Here is a 24,080-nt window from a genome sequence, read left to right on the forward strand (position 1 = left end):
CTACTTCTGCGACCCGCAAAGCCCTTGGCAGCGCGGTACTAACGAGAACACCAACGGGTTGCTGCGACAGTACTTCCCGAAAGGCACAGACCTCAGCATCCATAGCGCCGACGAGATATCCGCTGTGGCAGCGGCCCTCAATGCCCGTCCGAGAAAGACACTAGGCTGGAAAACGCCGGCGGAGGCGCTTGACGAATTGCTGTTATGAGTGAAAACAACTGGTGTTGCGACGACCGTTTGAATCCGCCCAGTATTCCGAGACAACAGTGATTGAATCGAGAAGCCGCGGCGTACTGGATGCCCCGGTCAAGCCGGGGCATGACAGCGGTGTTTGCGGGACGTGGTTCCCGTAAACGATGGAGCCCCCCGCGTCCCGTAATGAGACGCGCGCGCAAGAGTTCCTTCACCATTCGCGTTGACCGAATGTTTACCGCTTTACGAGAGGCGGCGTTTACCAACGTGCATCATTGCCCGTGAAAACACCTGCAATCGCTTGAGTGTGCCGCACGCGCAACGCCGATTAACGCCCCGGCAACCTAAATTGGATATTGACGATAAAGATCGAATTGTACGGACGTACTGCGGTTCGATTTTTCTGGCGTAAGCGTAGCGTGAGCGTGTCGATGTCAGTGTTGCGTAACCATCCGAAGGGCGCGCGGTTCGCGTCCTTCGGAATCGGTCTCTGCATCTTCGCATTGATGCCGAGAGAGACCGGTTATCAGGATATCGCGTCGTTGCTGGCGCGGCAGCCCGGCGTCGCCGAGCGCTGGCAGAAGCAGGTGTTCTCTGCCGCGTCCTCGATCCAGCTCGCCACCTACAGCTTTTCCCGTCCGATCGGCACGTCGCTTCCGCAGAGCGCGATGGTTCGCCTCGCGAGCCTCGATGGTCGCGACGTCACCGGCGCGATCAGCCGCAATCCTGCGCTTCAGGCGCCGCCGCGCTACCAGGCCGCCGATTTTCCCAAGGTCGATCGCTCCATGAAGGGGGATCGCCTCGCAAGCGTCACACCCACGCAGGTTCCCGAGACGAGCGCACCATCGGCCGCGCCGGCGCTGCAAGATCCCGCGACATCGAACAGCTCGGTGTTCGGCGCCAAAACCGCCGCGTTGCCACAAATCATGTCGCCGGAGTCCGCGGCGGCGCTCGATCCTGAGCTTCAGGAAGCGCTGCGTGCGCCGCCGCTGCCGCAATATGCCAATCCGCCACAAGCCAGTGACGCGGCGCGCGCGTTCGCAGTCCAGCCGCTCGAGGCGCTGAAGCAGGCGACCCTTCCAGACGTGGCGCCGCGCGATCCCTTCCGCGTCAAGACCTCGAACCTGTTTTTCGGGAGCTCCTCGCTCGGCGGCAATCTCGAGAGCATCGAGAGCTGGCAGCCCGGCGCCGAGCCGCTGATCGTGATGCCCGATCCTGACATGAAGGTGACGGCCGCGCTGTCGCCGCCGTCGGCCGAGATCGCCAGGGACATCGAAAGCGGCGAGAGCGTCGCGCCGAAGGGCGAGGTCAACGCCGACAACCAGCGCGCCAGATCGCCGGCGGAGCGGCTCGCGCTCGACGACAAGTCGCGCGCAAAGGCCGAGAAGTGTCTCGCCGAAGCCGTCTATTTCGAATCGCGCGGCGAGGCCGTGCGCGGCCAGATGGCGGTTGCGCAAGTCGTGATGAACCGCGTCTTCTCCGGCAAATATCCGGACACCGTGTGCGGCGCGGTCTATCAGAACAAGCACCGCCATTTGGCGTGTCAGTTCACCTTCGCCTGCGACAACAATGCCGACGTGATCCGCGAGCCCGAGATGTGGGAGCGCGCGAAAAAGATTTCGAAGGCGATGCTCGACGGCCAGATCTGGCTGCCCGAAGTGGGCAAGTCCACGCACTACCACGCCTACTGGGTGCGTCCGTCCTGGGTCGCCGAGATGAAGAAGATGTACAAGACCGGCGTCCACACCTTCTATCGCCCGCGCGCCTGGGGCGACGGCAGCGAAGAACCGAGCTGGGGCACCCCGGCCCAGACCGCCGCGCTCTCTGCCGAGCTCGCCCAGGAAGCCAAGAGCTCCGCCGAGATGGGCGTGAGCGAGCGAAGGTAATCATTCACGGAAGTTCGTCATGCCCGGGCTTGTCCCGGGCATCCACGTTCTTTGTGTTGCGAGGCGAGGCGTGGATGGCCGGGACAACCCGGCCACGACGGTGTGGCTCACGCCTCGATATCCAGCGCACAGTCGAAATTCGGCGCCGAATGTGTCAGCGCGCCGGATGAGACGTAGTCGACGCCGGTCGCCGCGATGGCCGCGATCGAGTCCAGCGTGACGCCGCCGGATGCCTCCAGCTCGAGGCGCCCCTCGTTGAGCCGCACCGCCTCGCGCAGCGTCGCAAGGTCCATGTTGTCGAGCAGCACGGCATCGGCGAGCCCGGTGCCGAGCACCTCGCGCAATTGCGCGAGCGTATCGACCTCGATCTCGATCTTGACGAGATGACCGGCATGGGCGCGGGCGCGCTCCAGCACCGCACCGATGCCGCCGGCGACCGCGATGTGGTTGTCCTTGATCAGGATCGCATCGTCGAGCCCGAAGCGGTGGTTGAAGCCGCCGCCGCAGCGCACGGCGTATTTCTCCAGCGCACGCAATCCCGGCGTGGTCTTGCGCGTGCAGCAGATGCGCATTGTCGTGCCTTCGGTCTGCGCGACGTAGTCGGCCGTGAGCGTCGCGACGCCCGACAGCCGGCCGACGAAATTCAACGCGGTCCGCTCCGCCGTGAGGATGGCGCGCGCCGGGCCCGTGATCGTCAGCACGTGCTGGCCGCGGGCAACCCGTGCGGCGTCGCGGACATGCGCGCGCACGTCGATGTCGGGCGAGAGCTTTTGCAGCGTCGCCAGCGCCAGCGGCAGGCCGGCGATCACGCCGGACTGGCGGGCGACCAGGACGGCCTGCGCCTTGGTCGCCTCCGGGATCGTCGCAAGCGAGGTGATGTCGCCGGCGCGGCCGAGATCCTCGTCGAGCGCGCGATGCACGGCCTCGTCGATCGCAAGCGGCGACAGGAAGGCGTCGGGATAGAGCAGTGACGTCGGGGTGATCATGGGGAACTCCATCAGGCGATCATCGGTCGGGCGGTGCGTGGCAGCGGACGCTCGCTCAGGCGCTCCGCGATCTCACGTGCCTCCGTGAGCGTCGTCATCGTTCTCTGTGCCAGCGTGGGGACATCCGCCGGATGGTCGGAGCGGAAATGCGCGCCGCGGCTTTCGCGCCGCCTCCACGCGGAAGCCGCGACGAGCAGGGCTGATGCCGCCATGTTGCGGAGAGCGATGCTTGCGGGCCCGCGTTCGACTGCGGCGAAGTTGCGCACGGCCTCCGCAAGCCCATCACTGTTGCGGATCACGCCGACATGCGCGCTCATCATCGTTCGCAACCGCTTCACGTCGGCAGCGTCCGGCGTGCCGCCGCGCGACGTCACCAACGCATCGGGAAGGCGGGCAGGTGAGGGGATCGCGCGGCCGGCGATGTCGTCGGCGATGCGGGCGGCGTAGGCCACGGCCTCCAGCAGCGAATTCGACGCCAGCCGGTTGGCGCCATGCGCGCCAGTGGAGGACACTTCGCCGCCGGCCCAGAGCCCGTCGATCGAGCTGCGGCCGCGCTCGTCCACCGCGATACCGCCCATGTGGTAATGCGCGGCCGGCGCGATCGGGATGGCCTGCGTGGCGGGATCGATGCCGGCCGCGATGCAGCTTGCATGCACGGTCGGAAATTTGTCGGCGAAGCGTGTGCCGAGCGCCTGCCGGGCATCGAGGAAGGCGCCGCGGCCGGCCGCGATCTCGGCGAATACGCCGCGCGCCACGATGTCGCGCGGCGCGAGCTCTGCGAGCGGATGGAGCGCCGTCATGAAACGTTCGCCATCGCCGTTGATCAGCGTCGCGCCTTCGCCGCGCAGCGCCTCCGTTGCCAGCGGCGCCGGATCGCGGCCGACCATGATGGCGGTGGGGTGGAACTGCACGAACTCGGGATCGGCGATCACGGCGCCGGCGCGCGCGGCGATCGCAAGGCCGGAGCCGCTGGCCTCAGTCGGGTTGGTGGTGACGGCATAGAGATGGCCGAGGCCACCGGTCGCCAGCACCACCGCGCGAGAGGCAAGCAGGAGCGGACGTGCAGCGGGATTGCCGGCCTCGCGCAATTGAATACCCGTGACCGCGCCGTCCTCGGTCAACAGCGCTTCGGCGACGAGACCTTCGATCAGTCGGATCGACGGCGTGCGGCGCACGGCCTCGCTCAGCGCCGCAATGATCGCGGCTCCGGCCCCGTCGCCGCGCACATGCACGATGCGCCGCGCCGAATGCGCGGCCTCGCGGCCGACCGCGAGCTGGCCTTCGAGGTCGCGGTCGAACGGCACGCCATAGGCGAGCAGGTCATGGATTCGTGGCGCGGCCTCGCGCGCGATCCCGAGTGCGACCGCCTCGTCGACAAGACCGCCGCCGACGGCGATGGTGTCAGCGGCGTGCGCCTCCGGGCTATCGCCTTCAGCCACGGCCGCTGCGATGCCGCCTTGCGCCCATGCGGACGACGCGCCCTGTCCGAGCGGGGCGGCCGAGATCAGCGTTACCGGCCGCGGCGCGAGCTTCAGTGCACAAAAGAGTCCGGCGAGGCCACCGCCGACGATGACGACGTCATCGGTGCTGCGGGTGAGATTGTGGATGTTGTCTTGCATGCTTCACTCTCAATTCTTCAGATTGATCATCCGCTCGACCGAGCGCCGCGCGCGTTCCGCGAGCGCGGGGTCGATCGTGACCTGCTCGCCAAGCGTGAGCAGGCTGTCCAGAATGTTGGCGAGCGTGATGCGCTTCATGTGCGGGCAGAGATTGCAGGGGCGAAGCATCTCCACATCAGGCAGCTCGGCGCGGACATTGTCGGCCATCGAGCATTCCGTGATCATGACGAGTCGCCGCGGCCGCCGCTCGCGCACCCAGTTGATCATGTGCGCGGTCGAGCCGGTGAAGTCGGCTTCCGCCAGCACATCAGGCGGACATTCGGGATGCGCGATGATCTGCACCGACGGGTCGGCCTCGCGATAGGCGCGCAGCTCCTCGCCGGTAAAGCGTTCGTGCACCTCGCAGGCACCCTTCCAGGCGATGATCTTCACGTCGGTCTTCGAGGCGACATACGTTGCAAGGTAGCGATCGGGCAGGAAGATCACGGTCGGTGCGTTCAGGCTCTCGACCACTTGCACCGCGTTCGACGAGGTGCAGCAGATGTCGACCTCCGCCTTCACCTCTGCGGAGGTGTTGACATAGGCGACGACCGGTACGCCCGGAAATTTTTCGCGGAGCAGGCGAACGTCCGCGCCCGTGATGCTGTCCGCGAGCGAGCAGCCGGCGCGGCTATCCGGGATCAGCACCATCTTGTCCGGGTTGAGCAGCTTTGACGTCTCCGCCATGAAGTGCACGCCGCATTGCACGATGATGTCGGCCTTCACCTTGGTTGCTTCGACCGCGAGCTGAAGCGAGTCGCCGCCGATGTCGGCGACGCAATGAAAGATCTCCGGCGCCTGATAGTTGTGCGCGAGGATGACCGCGCCCCGGGCCTGCTTCAGCTCGTTGATTGCCTTGATCGTCGGCGCCATCAGCGGCCACTCGATCGGGGGGATCACGTGCTTCACGCGCTCATAGAGCGGCGCAGTGGCCCGCTCGACGTCCGCAGTCCATTCCAGTGAGGGCTTCGGCAGCGCGGGGCCGGTTCGCGCTGCTATGGCGCGCGGAGGGGCGGGGACTTGGCCCTGCGGCCGGTTGGCAAAGTCGTCGGGGCCGTAAATTCCAGTGATGGGCATCGAAGCCTCCCGTGAATGCTAATTATGCTCAATGCGAGTATATATAGGGTCTGAGAAATCCGGCCGAGAGGGCCGGTGGGTTTCGCTAGAGCTCACATATACTCAATCTGAGTAAATCAAAGATAACACGCGCCCGAGCTGGCCGCTAGCCCCGGCCGCACACATTCCCGTCAAATCGCGCTCGGCGCGTCGGAGAGGGCCGCGATGGGCAGCCCTTCGTGGAACGCAATCATTTTTGACTTGGGATCTTCATGCATCTGCATTAAACGCGTGACTCGCGGTTGCCTATCCCGGATCCGCCAGTGACTGATGAGGAACCCATGTCCACTCAAGCGGGCGAACTCGGTCCGGACTCGCGTTCCTCCTCCTGGCGCACCCCGGCGATCATCATTCTCTGCGGCTGTGCGATCGGCATGCTCGGCTTCGGGCCGCGCTCGGCGCTCGGGTTCTTCGTGCAGCCGATGAGCCACGAATTCGCCTGGGGCCGCGACGTGTTCGGTCTCGCGATCGCTTTCCAGAATTTGCTGTGGGGATTGGGCCAGCCCCTTGCCGGCGCCGTCGCCGATCGCTTCGGCCTATTCCGGGTGATGTGCGTCGGCGCGCTGCTTTACGCCGGCGGCCTATTGCTGATGCGCTATTCCTCGACGCCGCTGTCGCTGAATCTCGGCGCGGGCGTCATGGTCGGCTTCGGTCTCGCCGGCTGTTCGTTCAACTTGGTGCTGTCGGCCTTCACCAAGCTGTTGCCGGCGGAGAAGCGCGGCCTTGCGCTCGGTGCCGGCACTGCGGCGGGCTCGTTCGGCCAATTCCTGTTCGCGCCGATCGGCGTCGCACTGATCGACAATTTCGGCTGGCAGCAGGCGCTCACCGTGTTCGGCTTCCTGATGCTGCTGATCATCCCGTTGTCGCTGGCGCTCTCGACGCCGCCGGTCGCAACCACGGCCAACGCGGCGCCGGCGGATGAGCAGACCTTTACGAAAGCGCTCGCCGAAGCCTTCGGCCATCGCTCCTATGTGTTGCTGGTGCTCGGCTTCTTCACCTGCGGCTTCCAGCTCGCCTTCATCACCGTGCATCTGCCGGCGTTCCTGGTCGATCGCGGCATCTCGACTCAAACCGGCGGCTGGGTGATCGCGGCGATCGGCCTGTTCAACATCATGGGATCGCTGAGCGTCGGCTATCTCCAGAACTCGCTGCCGAAGCGCTACATCCTCTCCGCGATCTATTTCACGCGCGCGCTTGCGACGCTCGCCTTCATCTCGTTCCCGATCACGCCGTTCTCGGCGATCGCATTCGGCGCGGTCTCCGGTCTGACCTGGCTGTCGACGGTGCCGCCGACCTCGGCGCTAGTGGCGCTGATGTTCGGCACGCGCTGGCTCGCCACGCTCTATGGCTTTGCCTTCGTCAGCCATCAGGTCGGCGGCTTCCTCGGCGTCTGGCTCGGCGGCATCGTGTTCGAAAAGTTCGGTTCCTATACGCCGATCTGGTGGCTCTCGATCCTGTTCGGCGTGCTCTCCGCGCTGATCAATCTTCCGATCGTGGAGAAACCGGTTCAGCGAGCGGTTGCGCAGCCTGCCTGATCGGCTAAACATCCCCTGAAACAAGTCCAGGGAGTTCAGTCGTGGCCACATTCAAGGCGATCCGGATCGACAAGGCGGACAAGGGCACCACCGCCGCACTCACGCAGTTCGACGACGCCGAACTGATGGACGGTGATGTCACGGTCCGCGTGGAATGGTCGACGCTGAACTACAAGGACGGCCTCGCGCTCACCGGCAAGGCGCCGGTGGTGCGCCGCTTCCCGATGATCGCCGGCATCGATTTCGCCGGCACGGTTGAAACCTCCGCCCATCCGCAATGGAAGGCGGGCGACAAGGTCGTCTGCACCGGTTGGGGCATGGGCGAGACCCATCTCGGCGCCTATGCCGAGAAGGCGCGGGTCAAGGGCGACTGGCTGGTCGCCTTGCCGCAGGGCCTGTCGGCGCGTGACGCCATGGCGATCGGCACCGCCGGCTTCACCGCGATGCTGTCTGTGCTGGCGCTGGAGAAGCACGGCCTGTCGCCGAAGAGCGGCCCTGTGGTGGTGACGGGCGCGGCCGGCGGCGTCGGCTCGGTCGCCACCGCCGTGCTCTCGAAGCTCGGTTATCACGTCATCGCCTCGACCGGCCGCGCCTCGGAAGCCGACTATTTGAAAGAGATCGGTGCGGCCGAGATCATCGACCGCAATGAATTGTCGGCGGCGGCCAAGCCCCTCGCCAAGGAGCGCTGGGCCGGCGGCGTCGACAGCGTCGGCTCGACCACGCTCGCGAATCTCCTGTCGATGACGAAGTATGGCGGCGCGGTCGCGGCGTGCGGCCTGGCGGCCGGCATGGACCTGCCGTCTTCTGTCGCACCCTTCATTTTGCGCGGGGTGTGCCTTCTCGGCATCGATTCCGTGATGTGCCCGATCGAGCCGCGGAAAGCCGCCTGGCAGCGTCTGGCCTCGGATCTGGATCGGACAAAACTATCTGAAATTACTCATGAAATTCCGCTCGAGGAAGTTTCGGAATGGGGCGCGAAAATCCTTGCCGGCCAGGTCCGCGGCCGCATCGTGGTAAAAATTGTCTAACGGCGTTCAGACTTTACCAACCAAGCTGCTTCAATGTTGCCTTGGTTAGTATGGTAAGCAGCGGGTAAAGAGATAAGGCATCGCCCGCGCTGGGGTTGGTTCGGAGTTGAGCATGCTTGCGCGTATTGTGTTGGGGGCTGTCACGGCGGCAGCGACGTTTGCGCCGGCCATTGCAGGAAGCATGAACGCCGACGAGGCGCGCCGCTTCGTTGCCGGTAAGGTGTTCGCCTTCACTTGTTTCGACGGCACCCGCGGCGCAGGCCGCATCCTGGACGATCTCGGCGCCGCCGGCGCGGTGCAGTTCTCGGGCGCAGGCCCGGTGAAGCATCTCCGCCTGCCCGGCAACACGCTCCAGATCCGTGGGCAGAACGTTTGCGCCTCGATCAAGGGCATTCCGTTCGAGCCCTGTTTCAACCTGGAAAAGACCGACGATCGCAGCTTCCGGGGCTCGGTGTCGGGCATGGGCTTCGCCTATTGCGACTTCCACCACCAGGGCGGCAATCAGATGCTGATGGCCCGCGCCGTGGCGCGTCCGCGTTCGCTGCGCTCTTCGGAGCGCACCGGTTCGGTCGCTGCGTCCAACACTGAAGTCGCCGCGCGCGTCGAGACGCCGCGTGTCGAGAGCAGCCGGCTCGAGCCGGTGAAGTCCGAAGCCAAATCGGAGCCAGCCAGGAACGACGCTCCGCTGGAATTGCGCCGCTCGACCCAGTGAGCTGGCTGCGCGGGACCGCCCGCGCATTTTGTCGTTGAAAATATTCATCGGTCACCAAGCCGCCGCGCCGTAGTCATACGGACGGCGGCTTTCATGCCTTGGTAGCGACTCGCGTCCCAGTTTGCGCAGGGCCGGGGGGTGCAAGGATTCTACGATGTCGTTGTATTTCTTTCGCATCAGCACCGGTCGTTATTCCGGCGCCGCCGACCAGCCGTACGAGTTCGAGGATCGCGCCGCCGCCTGGGCCGAGATGAGCGAGGTCTGCGCCAACCTGCTCGGCAGCATCGCGCGCAACCTGAAGCCGAACGCGAAGTGGAGCATGGAGCTGCTCGACGAGAACAAGAAGCCGGTCTTCCGCGTCAGCCTGGTCGGTGAGACCGTGTGCTGATGACCGCGAACGGGCAACCGTTAACGGACGCCAGCGCGTGCAAATCCGCGAGTTCCGTTTCATTGCACGTGAAAAGTGCGCAACTGCAGTAGTTTAAGCACGATTTCAGTATTTCTACCCAGGCTGCCGCGGCCACCCTTAACGTTAATGAGTAACCTCGCGGTTAGCCTTCCCGGACTGTTCACGCGCGTCGGCGCGGCAATGCGTATCCGGGGATTATGTCGATGATGTTCATTCAGAACCTGCGAATTGGCACCAAGCTCGCTGTGACCTCGGCACTCACCATCGCGCTCGTCGCGCTGATGATCGTCCTCCAGATGAACGGCGACGCTGCGGTTCAGAAGCTCAGCAATGGGGCATCGGGGCAGCAGTCGATCGCGCAAAGCGCCGCGGAAGCCAAAGCGTCGGTCCGCGGGATGCAGATCGGCATTCGTGACATCCTGAGCTCCACGTCGCCGGCCGAGTTGCAGAAGGCCGTCACCTATTTCAACGATCGGCAGACCGCGGCCCTGAAATTCGCGGACGAGATGGCGAAGCTGTCGCGCTCGCCGGAGAATCACAAGCGGATCGACCGCCTGGTCGTGTTGGTCGGCAATTTCAGCAAGGGGCAACAGCAGATCGAAGCGATCCGCAAGCAGGAGCTCGCCCTGAGCGCGAAGAAGGACGGCGAGGCGGCAGCACCGCTCGCAAAGCTCGTGGCCGAGGTCGACCGCATCCGCAAGGAGATGCTGGCGCCGATCAACGAAGAGATATCGGAGCTGACCAACGAGATCATCAACTTTGCCAAGCAGAAGAGTTCCGAAGCCCGCGCCGAAGCCGAAGCTGAGGCCGCGTCCGTCGCGCGGACCTCGTTCGTCGCCGGCGTGCTGGTCGCGCTGGTTCTGATCGGGGCGTGCATCTTCTCCGTCTTCAGCATTGCGCGGCCCATGCGCGCATTGACGGCGGCGATGGAGAAGCTCGCCGGCGGCGATTTCTCCGTGGTGCTGCCGGGCCTCGGCCGCAAGGACGAGGTCGGCGAAGTCGCCGGTGCCGTCGAAAAATTCAAGATCGTGTCCGAACAGAAGGCGCGGGAGGACGCGGAAGCCAAGTCGCGGCAGGATCAGCTCGCGGCCGAGCAGCGCAAGTCCGAGATGCGCAAGCTCGCCGACAGCTTCGAAGGCGCCGTCGGCGAGATCGTCGGTACGGTGTCGTCGGCTTCCACGGAGCTTGAAGCATCCGCCACCACGCTCACCTCGACCGCGGAGCGCACGCAGCAGCTCACCACCGTGGTCGCGGCGGCTTCCGAAGAGGCCTCCACCAACGTGCAGTCGGTGGCGTCGGCAACGGAGGAGCTGTCGTCGTCGATCACCGAGATCAGCCGCCAGGTGCAGGAATCTGCGCGCGTCGCCAGCGAGGCGGTCGGCCAGGCCCGCACCACGACCGACCGTGTCAGCGAACTGTCGAAGGCGGCGACGCGGATCGGCGACGTCGTGGAACTGATCAACACCATCGCCGGCCAGACTAATCTGCTGGCGCTCAACGCCACGATCGAGGCCGCGCGCGCCGGCGAAGCGGGCCGCGGATTTGCCGTGGTCGCCTCCGAAGTCAAGGCGCTCGCCGAGCAGACCGCGAAGGCGACCGGCGAGATCGGCCAGCAGATCGCCAGCATTCAGGCCGCGACCGAGCATTCGGTCGGCGCCATCAGGGACATCAGCGACACCATCGAGAAGCTGTCGGAGATCTCCTCGGCGATCGCGGCTGCGGTCGAAGAGCAGGGCGCCGCGACGCAGGAAATCTCTCGCAACGTGCAGCAGGCCGCGGAAGGCACCCATCAAGTGTCGTCCAACATCACCGACGTGCAGCGCGGCGCAAGCGAGACCGGCTCGGCGTCCTCGCAGGTGTTGGCGGCGGCGCAGTCGCTGTCCGGCGACAGCAATCGCCTCAAGCTCGAAGTCGGCAAGTTCCTGGGTACCGTTCGCGCGGCCTGACCAAAACCGCAGGGAGAGCCTTGCTCCCTGCGCAACTCTCGGAATGCAAGAGCGGCGTCGATCGCGGTGAAAGCTCCGTGTTTCTACGGCAAACGTGGTTAAGGGAAGCGGAATGGTTTTGGACGAAGTTCATGGGAATTCAGCCGCTTGAGCGGCAACGTCCATAAAGGGTTCCAGTCATGCATTTTCTCGGCCGCTTCCGCATCCTGAGCAAGATCCTCGGGATCGTCCTCCTGCTGTGCGGGATCGGTGCCGCGATCGCCTGGATTGGCGTCTCCGCCCTCAGCGATCTCAGCGAAAAGGCCGACGTGATGTCGACCGCGGCCAAGCGGGCCTTGCTCGCCGCGCGCGCCAACCAGAACGTCATCGCGCTGAACCGCGCTGAATTCCGCAGTGCGCTCGATCCGCGTGACGACAATCGCCTCGCCGCGCGTGATGTCATCAACGCCCAGCTCAAGCAGTATCAGGAGCGTTTCGACGAGGTCAGCCAGACCCCGGACGAGAAGGCCAAGACGCTGCTCCCGGGCGTGCGCGAGGCGTTCTCGGCCTACAAGAGCCAGATGGACACGACGCTCGCGGCCGTCGATGCCGAGAAGTCGGCGAAGCTCAGCGACAGCGCAGACAAGCTGCGCGACATCGCGATGAAGAGCAGGACCGCTGCGGAGAACCTTCAAGGCAAGATCCGCGAACTCGCCGATCGGCTGAATACGCGCGTCGAGGAGAAGAGCAAGGAAGCGCGCGAGCAGTATGAATCGACGTCACGCTTCCTGATCATCCTCGCAGGCCTCGGTGTCGTCATCGGCGGCGCGTTGGGCTTCATCATCGGTCAGTACGGCATCGCGCGGCCGATCCGCATGATCGTCGGTGTGCTCCAGGAGCTTGCCGCCGGCCGCTATCAGGTCGAGATCGCCGGCCTTGATCGCAAGGACGAGGTCGGCGAAGTCGCCAAGACCGCGGAAGTGTTCCGGGAGAACGGCCTTGCCAAGATTCGGATGGAAGCCGAGCAGAAGGAGATGGAGCAGCGCAGCGCGGCGCAGCGTCGCCAGGACATGCTCCGGCTTGCCGATCAGTTTGAAACCGCGGTCGGCGAGGTGATCGAGACCGTGAGCTCGGCCTCGACCGAGCTCGAGGCTTCCGCGACGACGCTGACCTCGACCGCGGAGCACGCGCAGCAGCTCGCGACCGTGGTCGCTTCGGCCTCTGAGGAAGCCTCCGCCAACGTGCAGTCGGTGGCCTCGGCAACGGAAGAGCTGTCGTCGTCGATCACCGAGATCAGCCGCCAGGTGCAGGAATCCGCGCGCGTGGCGAGCGAAGCCGTCGGCCAGGCCCGCACCACGACCGAACGTGTCAGCGAACTGTCGAAGGCGGCAACGCGGATCGGCGACGTCGTCGAGCTGATCAACACCATCGCCGGCCAGACCAACCTGCTGGCGCTCAACGCCACGATCGAGGCTGCGCGTGCCGGCGAAGCTGGCCGTGGCTTCGCCGTCGTCGCTTCCGAAGTGAAGGCGCTTGCCGAGCAGACCGCGAAGGCGACCGGCGAGATCGGCCAGCAGATTTCCGGCATCCAGTCTGCTACCCAGGAGTCGGTCGGCGCCATCAAGGACATCAGCGACACCATCGAACGCCTGTCGGAGATCTCTTCGGCGATCGCGGCGGCGGTGGAGGAGCAGGGCGCGGCGACGCAGGAAATCTCCCGCAACGTGCAACAGGCGGCGGAAGGCACCCATCAAGTGTCGTCCAACATCACCGACGTGCAGCGCGGCGCGAGCGAGACCGGCTCGGCGTCGTCGCAGGTGCTTTCGGCTGCGCAGTCGCTGTCCGGCGACAGCAACCGCCTCAAGCTCGAGGTCGGCAAGTTCCTCACCACGGTGCGCGCCGCCTGAGGGCGCCCGTCCTCACCCATCATTCGCCGATTGCAACCGCCGCGCGAGGACGCGTGGCGGTTCGCATGCGTCCACAGCCGATGCCGCGGTGAGAAGGTCTGCACGGTTAACCTTCCGGAAAACCGATGCAGTCATGATCTCGCAATATTCGGGTGCCGAGTCGCCCTCCCTGTATTGCGTATCGAACGTATCGGAGCACATTCAATGAGCGGCTTCTCCATTCGCCTCACCCACAAGGTCATGGCGATCGGACTCTTCGGCCTTGTCGGCCTCGTCGTCTTCGGCGCGATCTACGAGATCGGCAGCCTCTCTCAGGACGCCTCCCGCACCGTTGCCAACCGCGCCCGCGCGATCGCTGACCTCAACAAGCAGCTCACGATCGAGATGCTGGAGGCGCGCCGCAACGAGAAGAATTTTCAGCAGCGTCGCAACGAAAGCTACGCCAAGGCCCATGCCGAGCTGATGGGACCGATCAACCGCGATTTCGACCAGGTCGAGCGGTTGATGGCGGCCGGCGGCATGAGCGCGCTGTCCGACAAGACCAGGCAGGCACATGACGGCTTCAAACGCTATGCCGAGGATTTCAAGGCGCTTGTCGTGGCCGAGACCAGACTCGGGCTGAACGAGACGCTTGGCCTGTCCGGCTCGCTCCGCGCCGCCGTGCACGACATCGAGGTGAAGCTCAAGGAGATCGACGATCCCAGGACGACGAGCTGGATGCTGATGATGCGCCGGCACGAGAAGGACTTCATGCTGCGGCGCGACCCCAAATACATCGCCGAGGTGAAGAAGGCCGCGATCGAATTCTCCAAGGCGATCGAGGTGGTCGCAGTCCCGACGGCGGTGATGAACGACATCACGGCCAAGCTCCAGAAGTACCAGTCCGAGTTCGCGGCCTGGGCCGAGACCGCGCAGCAGAGCGCTGCGCTGGACGCCAGCATGATGAAGACGTTCCGCGAGCTCGAACCCTCCATGGTCGAGGTGCGAACCGCCGTCGACGCCATGTACAAGCAGGCCGACGCCGCGGAAGCCGCAACGCGCGATGCCGTGCGCCTGTGGATGATGATCGCCTTCGCGCTCACCGTCGTCGTGCTCGCCGTGGTCGGCTTCGTGCTGGAGCGCTCGATCTCGAAGGCATTGTCCGGCATGGTCGGCGCGATGACGCGGCTGGCGCGCGGCGAGCTTTCGATCTCCGTCCCCGGCGTCGGGCGCAAGGACGAGATTGGCGAGATGGCCGGTGCGGTCGAGGTGTTCAGGACCAACATGGCGGAGGCCGAGCGGCTGCGTGCGGAGCAGGCCGAGGCTGACGCGCGCGGGCGCGAACGGCGCAAGGCGGACATGCACCGCCTCGCCGACGGGTTTGAAGGCGCGGTCGGCGAGATCATCGACACGGTGTCGTCGGCGGCAACCGAGCTCGAGGCGTCCTCCAATACGCTGACCCAGGCCGCCGAGCGCGGCAACGGGCTCGCCACGGCGGTGGCGGCGGCCTCGGAGGAGGCGTCCGCGAACGTGCAGTCGGTGTCGTCCGCGAGCGAGGAGATGACCACATCGATCTCGGAGATCAGCCGCCAGGTGCAGGAATCGGCCCGCGTCGCCGACGTCGCGGTGGAGCAGGCCCAGCGCACCAACGCGCGCGTCGCGGAGCTGACCAAGGCGGCAGGGCGTATCGGCGACGTGGTCGAGCTGATCAACACGATCGCCAGCCAGACCAATCTGCTGGCGCTGAATGCCACGATCGAGGCGGCACGTGCGGGCGAGGCCGGCAAGGGCTTCGCGGTGGTCGCGACCGAAGTGAAGGCGCTCGCTGAGCAGACCGCGAAGGCCACGGGCGAGATCAGCCAGCACATCGGCGCGATCCAGACCGCGACGCAGGATTCGGTCGGTGCGATCAAGGAGATCGGCGACACCATCGCGCGGATGTCGGAAATTTCCTCGGCCATCGCCGCAGCGGTGGAGGAGCAGGGCGCCGCGACGCAGGAGATCTCCCGCAACATCCAGCATGCCGCGCACGGCACCTCGGAGGTCTCCGCCAATATCGGCAACGTCCAGCGCGGCGCAGGCGAGACCGGGGCTGCGTCGGCCCAGGTGCATTCGGCAGCACAATCGCTGTCTCAGGAGAGCAACCGGCTTAAGAGCGAGGTCGCGCGCTTCCTGGAGTCGGTCCGGGCGGCCTGAGGTCGTCAGTTGCTCCGTTCGAGCCGCGCATCGCGGTGCGCCGGTGTGGCGTCGCGCGATGTCTGCTGCGCTGCAACCAATAATTGCGGAACATATAACGGCGGCGACAGCGAATTCCGTAGTTTCACGTAGGTTCCTGTTAACGCCTGTTTGCAACTATGAGCGCAATCTTACGGGATAAAAATCAGCCAGCATTGTTGAACTGACTTCCGCCCTGTCGTCCGTCGTGACGATGGCGGCGCAGGTGATTTGCGCGTTGCTAGGTCTCATCGGGATTTGCTGTGATGTCGAAGTTGTCGATCGTGTTCAAGCTTCTGACCGTGTTGTCGGTCCTCGTGCTGTCGCTCGCCGGCGTCGGCGTGATGGCGATCGGCACCATGCAGAGTATCAATTCCCACACCGTCGAGATCGCGGAGAGCTGGCTGCCGAGCGTGCGTGCGCTCGGCTCGCTTCGCGCCGATATCAACGAGCTGCGCGTCGCGCTGCGCCTGCACCTGATGCAGGACACCGCCGAGGGCAAGGAAGCCGCCGAGAAGCGCCTCGCCTCGCTGCAGGCGCGCATCGACCAGACCCGCAAGGTCTACGAGCCGCTGATCACCTCAGCCGAGGAGCGTTCGCTCTATGAGCAGTGGAGCAAGGCATGGGCCGAGTACCTGAACGGGGTGCAGGACGTCATGGCGCTGTCGCGCAAGGGCGTCGGTCGCTTCCCGGCCGATGCCAACGAGCTGTTGCAGACCAAGGTCGCGAAGATGGCCCAGGCCGCCGACCCGCTGCTCCAGAAGGGCATCGAGATGAACAACCGGGGCGCCGAGCTGGAGACGAAGCAGGCGGCCGACAGCTACGCCACGATCTTCCGCGTGTTGGTCGGCATCATCGTGTTCTCGGTCGTGATCGCGATCGGTGCCGCCTATTATCTCGTGCGTGACTTTTCTCGCGGGATTGCCTCGATCATCCATCCGATGCAGTCGCTTGGCGAAGGCGACCTCTCCGCCGAGGTGCCGCATCGCGGCGAGAAGACCGAGATCGGCTCGATGGCGGATGCGCTCCAGATCTTCAAGGAGGCGTTGATCGCCAAGAAGGCCGCCGACGAAGTCGCCGCGGCCGACGCCGAGGCCAAGATCGAACGCGGCCGCCGCGTCGACGCCATCACCCGCAAGTTCGAGGCCATGATCGGCGAGGTCGTCGGCACCGTGTCGTCGGCCTCGACCGAGCTCGAGGCCTCCGCGACCACGCTGAGCAGCACCGCGCAGCGCGGGCAGGAGCTTGCGACCGTGGTCGCCGCGGCGTCCGAGGAAGCCTCGACCAACGTCCAGGCGGTTGCGTCCGCATCGGAGGAGCTGTCGTCCTCCATCACCGAGATCAGCCGCCGCGTGCAGGATTCGGCGCGGATGGCCGCAGAGGCCGTCGAGCAGGCCACGCGGACCAACGACCGCGTCAATGCGCTGTCTCAGGCGGCATCGCGTATCGGCGCCGTGGTCGAGCTGATCAACACCATCGCCGGTCAGACCAACCTGCTGGCGCTCAACGCCACCATCGAGGCGGCGCGTGCCGGTGAAGCCGGCCGCGGCTTCGCGGTCGTCGCCTCCGAGGTCAAGGCGCTGGCCGAGCAGACCGCGAAAGCGACCGGCGAGATCGGGGCGCAGGTCTCCGGGATCCAGTCCGCGACGCAGGAATCTGTCAGCGCCATCCAGGAGATCGGCGGCACCATCGAGCGGCTGTCCGAGGTGGCGGCGGCCATCGCAGCCGCCGTCGAGGAACAGGGCGCGGCCACGCAGGAGATCTCGCGCAACGTGCAGCAGGCTTCGGTCGGTACGCAGGAGGTCTCGATGAACATCACGGACGTGCAGCGTGGTGCGATCGAGACCGGCTCGGCGTCGACGGAGGTGCTGTCGGCGGCGAAATCGCTGGCGACCGACAGCACGCGGCTCAAAGTCGAGGTCGCGCAGTTCCTGGAGTCGGTCCGCGCGGCTTGATCCTCAAGTGCTCGCCTGCGGAGCCGGCGGCGGTGCTATCTGCCGCCGGAACAGGATGCGCTGGTAGAGCCACCCGATCGCGACCAGCACGATGCCGAGGCACATGAACGACAGCGCGCGGTAGACGCCTGTCAGCGTCGACATGTCGATCACGAAGGCCTTCAGGATCGTCAGCGCGATCACCGCGGCCGACGCCAGCCGTGCCCGCTCGGAGTTGACGAGAATGCCGACGCCGAGCAGCACCACACCGAAGCCGAGCCAGCCGATCGAATAGGTGTATTGCTCCGCGCCCGTGGTGGCGCCGTAGAGCAGGACCGGGCCGTGATAGAAGCGGCGGATCTCCAGCGTCAAATAGGTGAGCGCGAACACCAGCGCAGCGCCGGCAATCGTGTTCGCATAGGCGACGGGGCGATGTCCGGCCACCGCATAGGACAGCAGCAGCATCAGCACCGCCGGGAGAGCGTAGCCGAGCAGCAGCAGGTTGAAGACGAGACCGCCGACATCGACGCTGGAGAGCAGCCACGGATTCTCCAGGATCAGCAGGCCGAACACGCTGATGAGCCCGGCGATCGCGGTGAGCGCGACCGCGCCGACATTGTGAACGATGCTGTGGCTCCTCAGCCGCAGCCGCTCCAGCCCGATCGCCATGGCGAGCGCGACGCAGACTTGCAGGGCAAATTCGAGCAGCGAGGGCGGCGACGTCATGCGGCCGCCGGTGGCGAGATGCCGGATCTCCATGAAGGCGAGCAGCGCGGTGAACAGGATCGCGGCGGCCTCCACGATGCGCAGCGGCGGATCGTCACCGCGGCGGCGCAGGAAGATGCTCGCGCCCCAGAACGAGGCCGCCGGCAGGCCGTAGCCCCACAACAGCCAATTGAAGATCGGCGTGGTGCCGACGGCATCGCCGACGATGCGCGGATCATAGCCGATGCGCGCGGTCACGATCGCGGCAAAGATGGCGGCGAGCCGGCGCAGGACCGGGATCGGCCGCTGCAGCGAGATCCAGGCCGTGCCGAGCGACATCAGCGCCAGCGCGATGGTGAGCCAGCCCTTTTCGAGGGCGAAGGTCAGCGCCAGCGCCAGCGCGCCGAGCGTGCCGGTCGCGAACAGCGCGACAGAGGTCGCAGTGCCCGGCCGATCTTCGCGGCGCGCCAGCGCTTCGGTCGCAGCGCCAAAGGCGGCGGCGAGCAGCACCGCGAGGATCGCGAACGGGATCGAGCGGTCGAGATGGGCGACGCGCGCGTAGAGCGCAACGAGGATCGCGATCGGCGTCGCGACGGCGGCCGCAGACCACACCACCGGAATGACCGCCGAGTTCGAGCGGCCCTGCGCGAGGAAGCCTGCGATGCCGAAGCCGGCAGCGAAGATCGCGGCCATCACCAGATGCAGCGTCACCGAACCGTCGGTGGCGACCGGTCCGACGCCGGGGATCGGGCCGCCCGGCAGCACCAGCATGTCGGGATTGGCGCGCACCGCCCATTCGGCGAACACGATGAAGACGGTTGCCGCGGCCGCGCCCAGTGCGCCGGTCGCCGCCGGCGCACGCCAGGCGACGAACAGCGTCGCGCCGACGAGAAGCGTGAACGCGATCAGCGCAAGGTCCGCATGCGCGCTCGACAGCACGATCAGCATCGCGCCGAACAGATAGGCGCCAAGCGAGCTCGACGACACCGGCTCGATCTCGCCGTCCTCGATGGTCGGGCCGAACATGAAGCCGCAGACCACGAGGAGGGCGGCGAGCACGAAGCCCGCGATCGCATGGAAGGTGTGCGGCGCGACCTGCAGCTCGCTGGTATCGAGACCCGGGAAGATCCAGAGCACGGCGAAGGCGATGGTGGTCACCGCGAGCCAGCGCCACAGCCGGATGCGCGCGAGGCCGAAGCTCGCGGCGGTGACGATCGCAAGATAAATATAGAGCGCCCAATAATCCGGCTTGCCGCTGGAGACGAGGATCGGCGTCACGAACGCGCCGACCACGCCGAGGCCCGCGAGTGCGGGCCCATGCAACAGTGCCGCGGCGAGCGTGCCCATCGCGACGATGCCGAGCAGCACGAAAGCGGTGGCGGGCACGAGGAAGCCATAGAGCGCATAGGCCGCGTAGATGGTCGCGAACGCCACGGCCGTTCCGGCCGCGGTGAGGATCGCGGGGATGTTGGCGATAGGCAGCGCCGCGATGTTGGAGATGCTCTCCTTGCGCCGCGACCATTCGCCGGCGCCCAGCAGCGCGGCTGCGAACAGCCCGCCGAGGAACACGCGCACGCCGGGGCCGACGAGACCTGCCTCGATCGAATAGCGCACCATGAAGAAGCCGCCGAGCGCGAGCGCGAGGCCGCCGATCCAGACCACCCAGCGCGTGCCGAGCCGTTCCTCGAAGCCGGGTGCCGGCGCGGGCAAAGGCGGCGGTGCGTAGGCCTCGGTGTTCGCCGCAAGCGGCGGCGGTGCATCGGCTTCGGTGCTCGCTGCGAGCGGCCGCGGTGAAACCTCTTCGGTGACGAGCGGAGGCGGTGCTGCCTCGACTTCGGGCGCGAGCGGCGGCGGCTCGGCGGCCGTCGTCGCGGGCGCCTCGGCCTGCACCTGCGTGGGCATCAGCGGCGGCGGCTGCACCTGCCGCTGCGCGTAAAACATCTCTTCGAGCGAGGCCAGCCGGCGGCGCAGCTCGGCCGCCTGGCTGGAGGCCTTGATCGCGATCAGGACAGCGATGATCGCAATGATCAGCGCAAAGACGTCAAACGGGCCGTCGGACATGAAGCCTCCAGGCAACCGGCGGGCAGGGGCCGGTCACGCAAATCCTAGGATCTAGCGCCGGGAGCGTACGCGCAAGCCCGGCGCGGGTCGTTCCTGGAGCACGTCGCGGCGGAAGCGGTAGAGCGCCGCCGGCCGTCCGCCGGTCTGTGTCGACATCACCCCGGTCGGTTCGACCAAGGCTTCGGTTTCGACCAGGCGGCGGAAATTTTGTTTGTGCAGGTGCCGGCCGGAGATCGCCTCCACCGTGTACTGCAGTTCAGTGAGTGTGAACTCCGCGGTCAAAAGTTCAAACACCACAGGACGATACTTCAGTTTTGCACGCAGCCGCGCGATCGCTGTCGCGAGAATCCGGCGGTGATCGAACCGCATGGAGGTGCCGAGCGCGGGAAGCTGCTTGCGCGCCAATGCCGCAGGACGGCCGTCGCGCCGCGCCTCCTCGATCAGCCCGGCCTCGTACAAGAGCTCGTAGCGGTCGAGCACGCGCTCCTCGTCCCAGGGCGCGCCGTCGAGGCCGAAATAGAACCGCACGCGATCCCGGCGCGGCAGCGCGCGTGTGGTCTCCGGCGTCTCCTCCTCGGCCCATAGCGTCAGCGCCGGAATGATGTCACGGGCGATGATCGCAGGCGGCTCCTCGCGCCAGTCTTCCCAGGGGAGGAAGCGATACCACGGTTCGAAGCTCGCGCCGGTCGCTGCGAGCTCGCCGCCCACCGCGCGCGTCAGCGCCAGATAGCCGATCGACACCATATGCGCACCGGTGTCGCCGGCCTCGGCATGACGGCCACGATCGCCGAACGTGTAGAGCTGCTCGACATAGCCGAGCCGCAAGCCCGCCTGCGCCTCGACCCAGGCGCGCAGGCCGATCTCGAACGTGCGATGGCTGGGCGCATCGAACGGCCCGAACGGCAGGCCCGCCAGCCCATCACTGCTGTGCGCGGTGAGGATCAGCGGCTCATGATCCTCGATCGCGACGATCGCCGCGGTCAGGCCGATCTCGATCGGCGTCAGCTGCGTGTCGCTCATGCGGCTGATGTCGCAGTTGTCATTCGAGCTCGATCACGAAGGGGCGGCCCTCGACCATCATGGCGCCCGGGCCCATCTCGTCGAGCGCGCGCAGCATGCGGCCGTTGCGTCCGAGCGCGCGGTCGGCAAGACCGACGATGCGGCGGTTCGGCGAGGCGATCGGGGAGGCCGCGCGGATCTTCTTGGCGATCTCGATCTCGTCGCGATCCGGATTGAGGGCGCAGACGGCCGCAAAGGCGCTCGCAGTGGAGCGGCTGATGCCGGCATAGCAATGCACCACCAGCGGCGCGCTGCGGTCCCAGCCGCGTACGAAATTCAGCACCTGGTCGATATGAGCTTCGGATGGTGCGGTGAAGCCGTCCATCTCCTCGGTGATGTCGTCCATCGACACCTTGAGATGGTTGGCCGGCAGCACCGACACCGGACGTGCCACCTGCTCGACATTGGCCATGACGGTCAGCACATGGCTGGCCCTGGTGAGGCGGACGGTTTCGGGAAGGGCGGCGAGGGAACAGACGTGGATCATGGCGGACCTTTTTGCCGCTGATTATAGCGAGCGCTCGTAGGGTGGGCAAAGGCGCATCGCGCCGTGCCCACCGTTTCGCACCGCGCACACCGCGGCTAGTTTGGTGGGCACGCTTCGCTTTGCCCACCCTACGAAGGGATGATGCTACGCGAACACCGCGTTGAACCGCTCCAGAAACTGCTTCTCGGCCCGCGCCGCGGTCCAGGGCGTGAGGTAGTCGCGCCGGACGCTGTCGGAGAGGCTGGGGTCCCTGCCGAACAGGCGCTTCGCCTCGCTTTCGCTGAAGCCGGCAAGCTCGGTTGCCTCCAGATAGGCCGCCCCGCGATCGGCGGCCTTGATGGCTTGCGTGATCTCCTCGGGCAGCGCCGGCGGCAGGCCGAAGCGGATGTGGATGGCGCCGAGCAGGCGCTTCTCCACCGCCTTGTAGTGGCCGTCGAGCACGGCCTTGAACGGCGAGATCATGTCGCCGATCACGTATTCGGGCGCATCGTGCAGCAGGGCGGCGAGCCGCATGCGCTCGTCGACGCGCGGCATCTCGTGCCGCATCACGGTCTCCACCAGAAGCGTATGCTGCGCGACCGAGAAGATGTGCGCGCCGGTGGTCTGCCCGTTCCAGCGCGCCACGCGCGCCAGCCCATGCGCGATGTCGGCGATCTCGACATCGAGCGGAGAGGGATCGAGCAGATCGAGCCGCCGGCCCGACAGCATGCGTTGCCAGGCGCGGGATGCCACGTCGCGTGCCGTTTTCTTCGCGGTCATTTGGCCTTGAGGCGCGGCTTGCGCTGCGTCTTGCCGCAGCTCGCGTGACAATGGCAGTCGACGAGATGGTCGTTGACCATGCCGGTCGCCTCCATGAAGGCGTAGACGATGGTCGGACCGACGAATTTGAAACCGCGCGAGGACAGTTCCTTGGAGATCTGCGTCGACAGCGGCGTCGAGGCCGGCACGCTCGCAGTGGTCTTGAAATTGTTGACCTTGGGCCGGCCGTCCATGAAGTCCCACAACAGCTTCGAGAAGCCCGGGCCCTTCTCCATGATGTCGAGATATGATTTCGCGCTCAGGATCGCGCCGTCGATCTTGGCGCGGTTGCGCACGATGCCGGCATCGTTCATCAGCGCGTGCACCTTCTTGTCGTTGTAGCGCGCGATCTTCTCCGGCTGAAAATCATCGAAGGCTTTGCGGAAATTGTCCCGCTTGCGCAGGATCGTGATCCAGGAGAGGCCGGCCTGGAAGCCGTCGAGGATCAGCTTTTCGTAGAGCGCACGGTCGTCATATTCCGGCACGCCCCATTCGGTGTCGTGATAGGCGACATAGAGCGGGTCTTCGCCGGGCCAGGGGCAGCGGGTCTTTCCGTCGGGATGCAGGCGGGGGGCTCGGCTCATGCGATGGGCTGCTTCAGGGGAATGCGGACGACGTCGGGTTCGGCGAGCCTCACGGCGAGGCCGCCGGCGGTGAGCGGCTGGCCGGCATCGAGCGCGTCCGCAACGCGGTCGATGCGTACCAGCGCGATGCCCTTGCCCTGTGCGGACGAGCCCATCGTGCCGACCGGCTTGTCGCCGGCCATAACACTGACGCCGGCCTCCGGCGAGAGGTCGTCGAGCAGCACCTTGACGCTGCGGGTGCGCGCGGTGCCGCGATGCTGCATGCGCGAGACGACCTCCTGGCCGACATAGCAGCCCTTGTCGAAATCGACGCCGGCAAGACGGTCCATGTTGGTCTCGTGCGGGAACGCATCGCTGTACATGAAATCGAGCCCGCCGCGCGGCACGCCGAGCGCGATGCGATGGGCCTCGTATTCGGCGGCATCGACCAGCTCGGCGCCGATGAGATCGGACAGCTTCTGTTTGAGATCTTCGGGGATCAGGATGCGAGTGCCGAGCGCATCATTGCGCGGATCGGCGAACGCAAGGTCCGGCTGCGCCGCAAGCTGGCCGTCCCAGGCCGCGAGCACGCCGAGATCGAGGTTTTCCACCGTGACCTTGGCGCGCAGCTTGTAGAATTTCAGCTTGGTGGCGAGGCCCTCGGCCAGCGCCTTCGGACAGTCGATCAGGAACCCGCCGCCATGGCCTGCGGGCACCTCTGTGATCAGGAAATCCACGATGATCTTGCCCTGCGGCGTCAGCAGCGCACCGAATCGCCCCAGGCCCGGCTTCAGCCTGTCGAGATCGGTCGTGATCAGGCCGTTGAGGAAGTTGCGCGCGTCCTCGCCCGCGACCTTGACCACGCTCCGGTCGGGAAGAAACGCTGATTTCATGTGAAAATCTCTTGCGACATGTTGCTCCGGAAC

General features: G+C 66.1%; 19 protein-coding genes. 10 read left to right on the forward strand and 9 right to left on the reverse strand.

Annotation, left to right across the window (positions count from 1 at the left end; all coding sequences use genetic code 11):
- On the forward strand, nt 1-208 hold a 208-nt coding region (locus AC0L3X_RS05915; protein ID WP_473316305.1), incomplete at its 5' end, for an IS30 family transposase.
- 415 nt (nt 209-623) lie between these two features.
- Nucleotides 624-2,078, forward strand: coding sequence for a cell wall hydrolase (locus AC0L3X_RS05920; protein ID WP_063985100.1), 1,455 nt, complete (start codon nt 624-626; stop codon nt 2,076-2,078).
- A 107-nt stretch (nt 2,079-2,185) separates the two neighbouring features.
- Here the strand turns inward: AC0L3X_RS05920 and nadC are convergent, their stop codons facing one another.
- From nadC to nadA, 3 genes are read right to left on the reverse strand one after another with little or no spacing between them, the layout of a single operon-like run.
- Nucleotides 2,186-3,064, reverse strand: coding sequence for a carboxylating nicotinate-nucleotide diphosphorylase (gene nadC, locus AC0L3X_RS05925; protein WP_063986625.1), 879 nt, complete (start codon nt 3,062-3,064; stop codon nt 2,186-2,188).
- Between the two features lie 11 nt (nt 3,065-3,075).
- On the reverse strand, nt 3,076-4,683 hold the full coding sequence (locus AC0L3X_RS05930) for an L-aspartate oxidase (protein WP_354131718.1): 1,608 nt from the start codon (nt 4,681-4,683) through the stop codon (nt 3,076-3,078).
- 9 nt (nt 4,684-4,692) lie between these two features.
- Nucleotides 4,693-5,799 carry a quinolinate synthase NadA gene (gene nadA / locus AC0L3X_RS05935; RefSeq protein ID WP_063985098.1) on the reverse strand — a complete coding sequence of 369 codons (1,107 nt, stop codon included), beginning with the start codon at nt 5,797-5,799 and terminating at the stop codon, nt 4,693-4,695.
- Between the two features lie 320 nt (nt 5,800-6,119).
- On the opposite strand from nadA, the gene AC0L3X_RS05940 reads away from it, so the two are divergent.
- The 8 genes from AC0L3X_RS05940 (at nt 6,120) to AC0L3X_RS05975 (ending at nt 17,502) form a co-directional block, all read left to right on the forward strand.
- Entirely contained in the window at nt 6,120-7,373 is a 1,254-nt protein-coding gene (locus AC0L3X_RS05940) for an MFS transporter (RefSeq protein WP_063985097.1), read from the forward strand.
- A 41-nt stretch (nt 7,374-7,414) separates the two neighbouring features.
- The gene (acuI, locus tag AC0L3X_RS05945) at nt 7,415-8,401 is read left to right on the forward strand and encodes an acrylyl-CoA reductase (NADPH) (RefSeq protein WP_063985096.1); all 987 of its coding nucleotides are present in this window, start codon (nt 7,415-7,417) and stop codon (nt 8,399-8,401) included.
- A 112-nt stretch (nt 8,402-8,513) separates the two neighbouring features.
- The gene (locus tag AC0L3X_RS05950; RefSeq protein WP_063985095.1) at nt 8,514-9,113 is read left to right on the forward strand and encodes a hypothetical protein; all 600 of its coding nucleotides are present in this window, start codon (nt 8,514-8,516) and stop codon (nt 9,111-9,113) included.
- Between the two features lie 154 nt (nt 9,114-9,267).
- Entirely contained in the window at nt 9,268-9,501 is a 234-nt protein-coding gene (locus AC0L3X_RS05955; RefSeq protein ID WP_028152150.1) for a DUF6894 family protein, read from the forward strand.
- A gap of 224 nt (nt 9,502-9,725) precedes the next feature.
- Nucleotides 9,726-11,468, forward strand: a complete 1,743-nt coding sequence (locus tag AC0L3X_RS05960; RefSeq protein WP_063986624.1) for a methyl-accepting chemotaxis protein — start codon at nt 9,726-9,728, stop codon at nt 11,466-11,468.
- Nucleotides 11,469-11,647: 179 nt separating this feature from the next.
- The gene (locus AC0L3X_RS05965) at nt 11,648-13,354 is read left to right on the forward strand and encodes a methyl-accepting chemotaxis protein (RefSeq protein WP_063985094.1); all 1,707 of its coding nucleotides are present in this window, start codon (nt 11,648-11,650) and stop codon (nt 13,352-13,354) included.
- A 204-nt stretch (nt 13,355-13,558) separates the two neighbouring features.
- Nucleotides 13,559-15,529 (forward strand): methyl-accepting chemotaxis protein, encoded by a 1,971-nt coding sequence (locus tag AC0L3X_RS05970; protein ID WP_473316306.1) that lies wholly within the window; start codon nt 13,559-13,561, stop codon nt 15,527-15,529.
- Between the two features lie 284 nt (nt 15,530-15,813).
- A complete protein-coding gene (locus tag AC0L3X_RS05975; protein ID WP_354131721.1) occupies nt 15,814-17,502 on the forward strand; it encodes a methyl-accepting chemotaxis protein in 1,689 nt (562 codons plus the stop codon).
- A 3-nt stretch (nt 17,503-17,505) separates the two neighbouring features.
- Here AC0L3X_RS05975 and AC0L3X_RS05980 read toward each other — a convergent pair whose 3' ends face one another.
- From AC0L3X_RS05980 to ygfZ, 6 genes are all read right to left on the reverse strand, one after another.
- Nucleotides 17,506-20,247 carry a DUF2339 domain-containing protein gene (locus AC0L3X_RS05980; protein ID WP_231144355.1) on the reverse strand — a complete coding sequence of 914 codons (2,742 nt, stop codon included), beginning with the start codon at nt 20,245-20,247 and terminating at the stop codon, nt 17,506-17,508.
- A gap of 51 nt (nt 20,248-20,298) precedes the next feature.
- Nucleotides 20,299-21,267 carry an NUDIX hydrolase gene (locus AC0L3X_RS05985; RefSeq protein WP_063985091.1) on the reverse strand — a complete coding sequence of 323 codons (969 nt, stop codon included), beginning with the start codon at nt 21,265-21,267 and terminating at the stop codon, nt 20,299-20,301.
- Between the two features lie 19 nt (nt 21,268-21,286).
- Nucleotides 21,287-21,793 carry a tyrosine phosphatase family protein gene (locus AC0L3X_RS05990; RefSeq protein WP_028152156.1) on the reverse strand — a complete coding sequence of 169 codons (507 nt, stop codon included), beginning with the start codon at nt 21,791-21,793 and terminating at the stop codon, nt 21,287-21,289.
- Nucleotides 21,794-21,937: 144 nt separating this feature from the next.
- Entirely contained in the window at nt 21,938-22,552 is a 615-nt protein-coding gene (locus AC0L3X_RS05995; RefSeq protein WP_063985090.1) for a YfbR-like 5'-deoxynucleotidase, read from the reverse strand.
- Entirely contained in the window at nt 22,549-23,175 is a 627-nt protein-coding gene (locus AC0L3X_RS06000; RefSeq protein ID WP_063985089.1) for a DNA-3-methyladenine glycosylase I, read from the reverse strand. The genes AC0L3X_RS05995 and AC0L3X_RS06000 overlap by 4 nt, the downstream gene beginning before the upstream one ends.
- On the reverse strand, nt 23,172-24,047 hold the full coding sequence (ygfZ, locus tag AC0L3X_RS06005) for a CAF17-like 4Fe-4S cluster assembly/insertion protein YgfZ (RefSeq protein ID WP_028158166.1): 876 nt from the start codon (nt 24,045-24,047) through the stop codon (nt 23,172-23,174). Before ygfZ ends, AC0L3X_RS06000 begins: the two co-directional genes overlap by 4 nt.
- Nucleotides 24,048-24,080: the final 33 nt, after the last annotated feature.

The sequence above is a fragment of the Bradyrhizobium sp. MI1.7 genome (genome assembly GCF_055811795.1).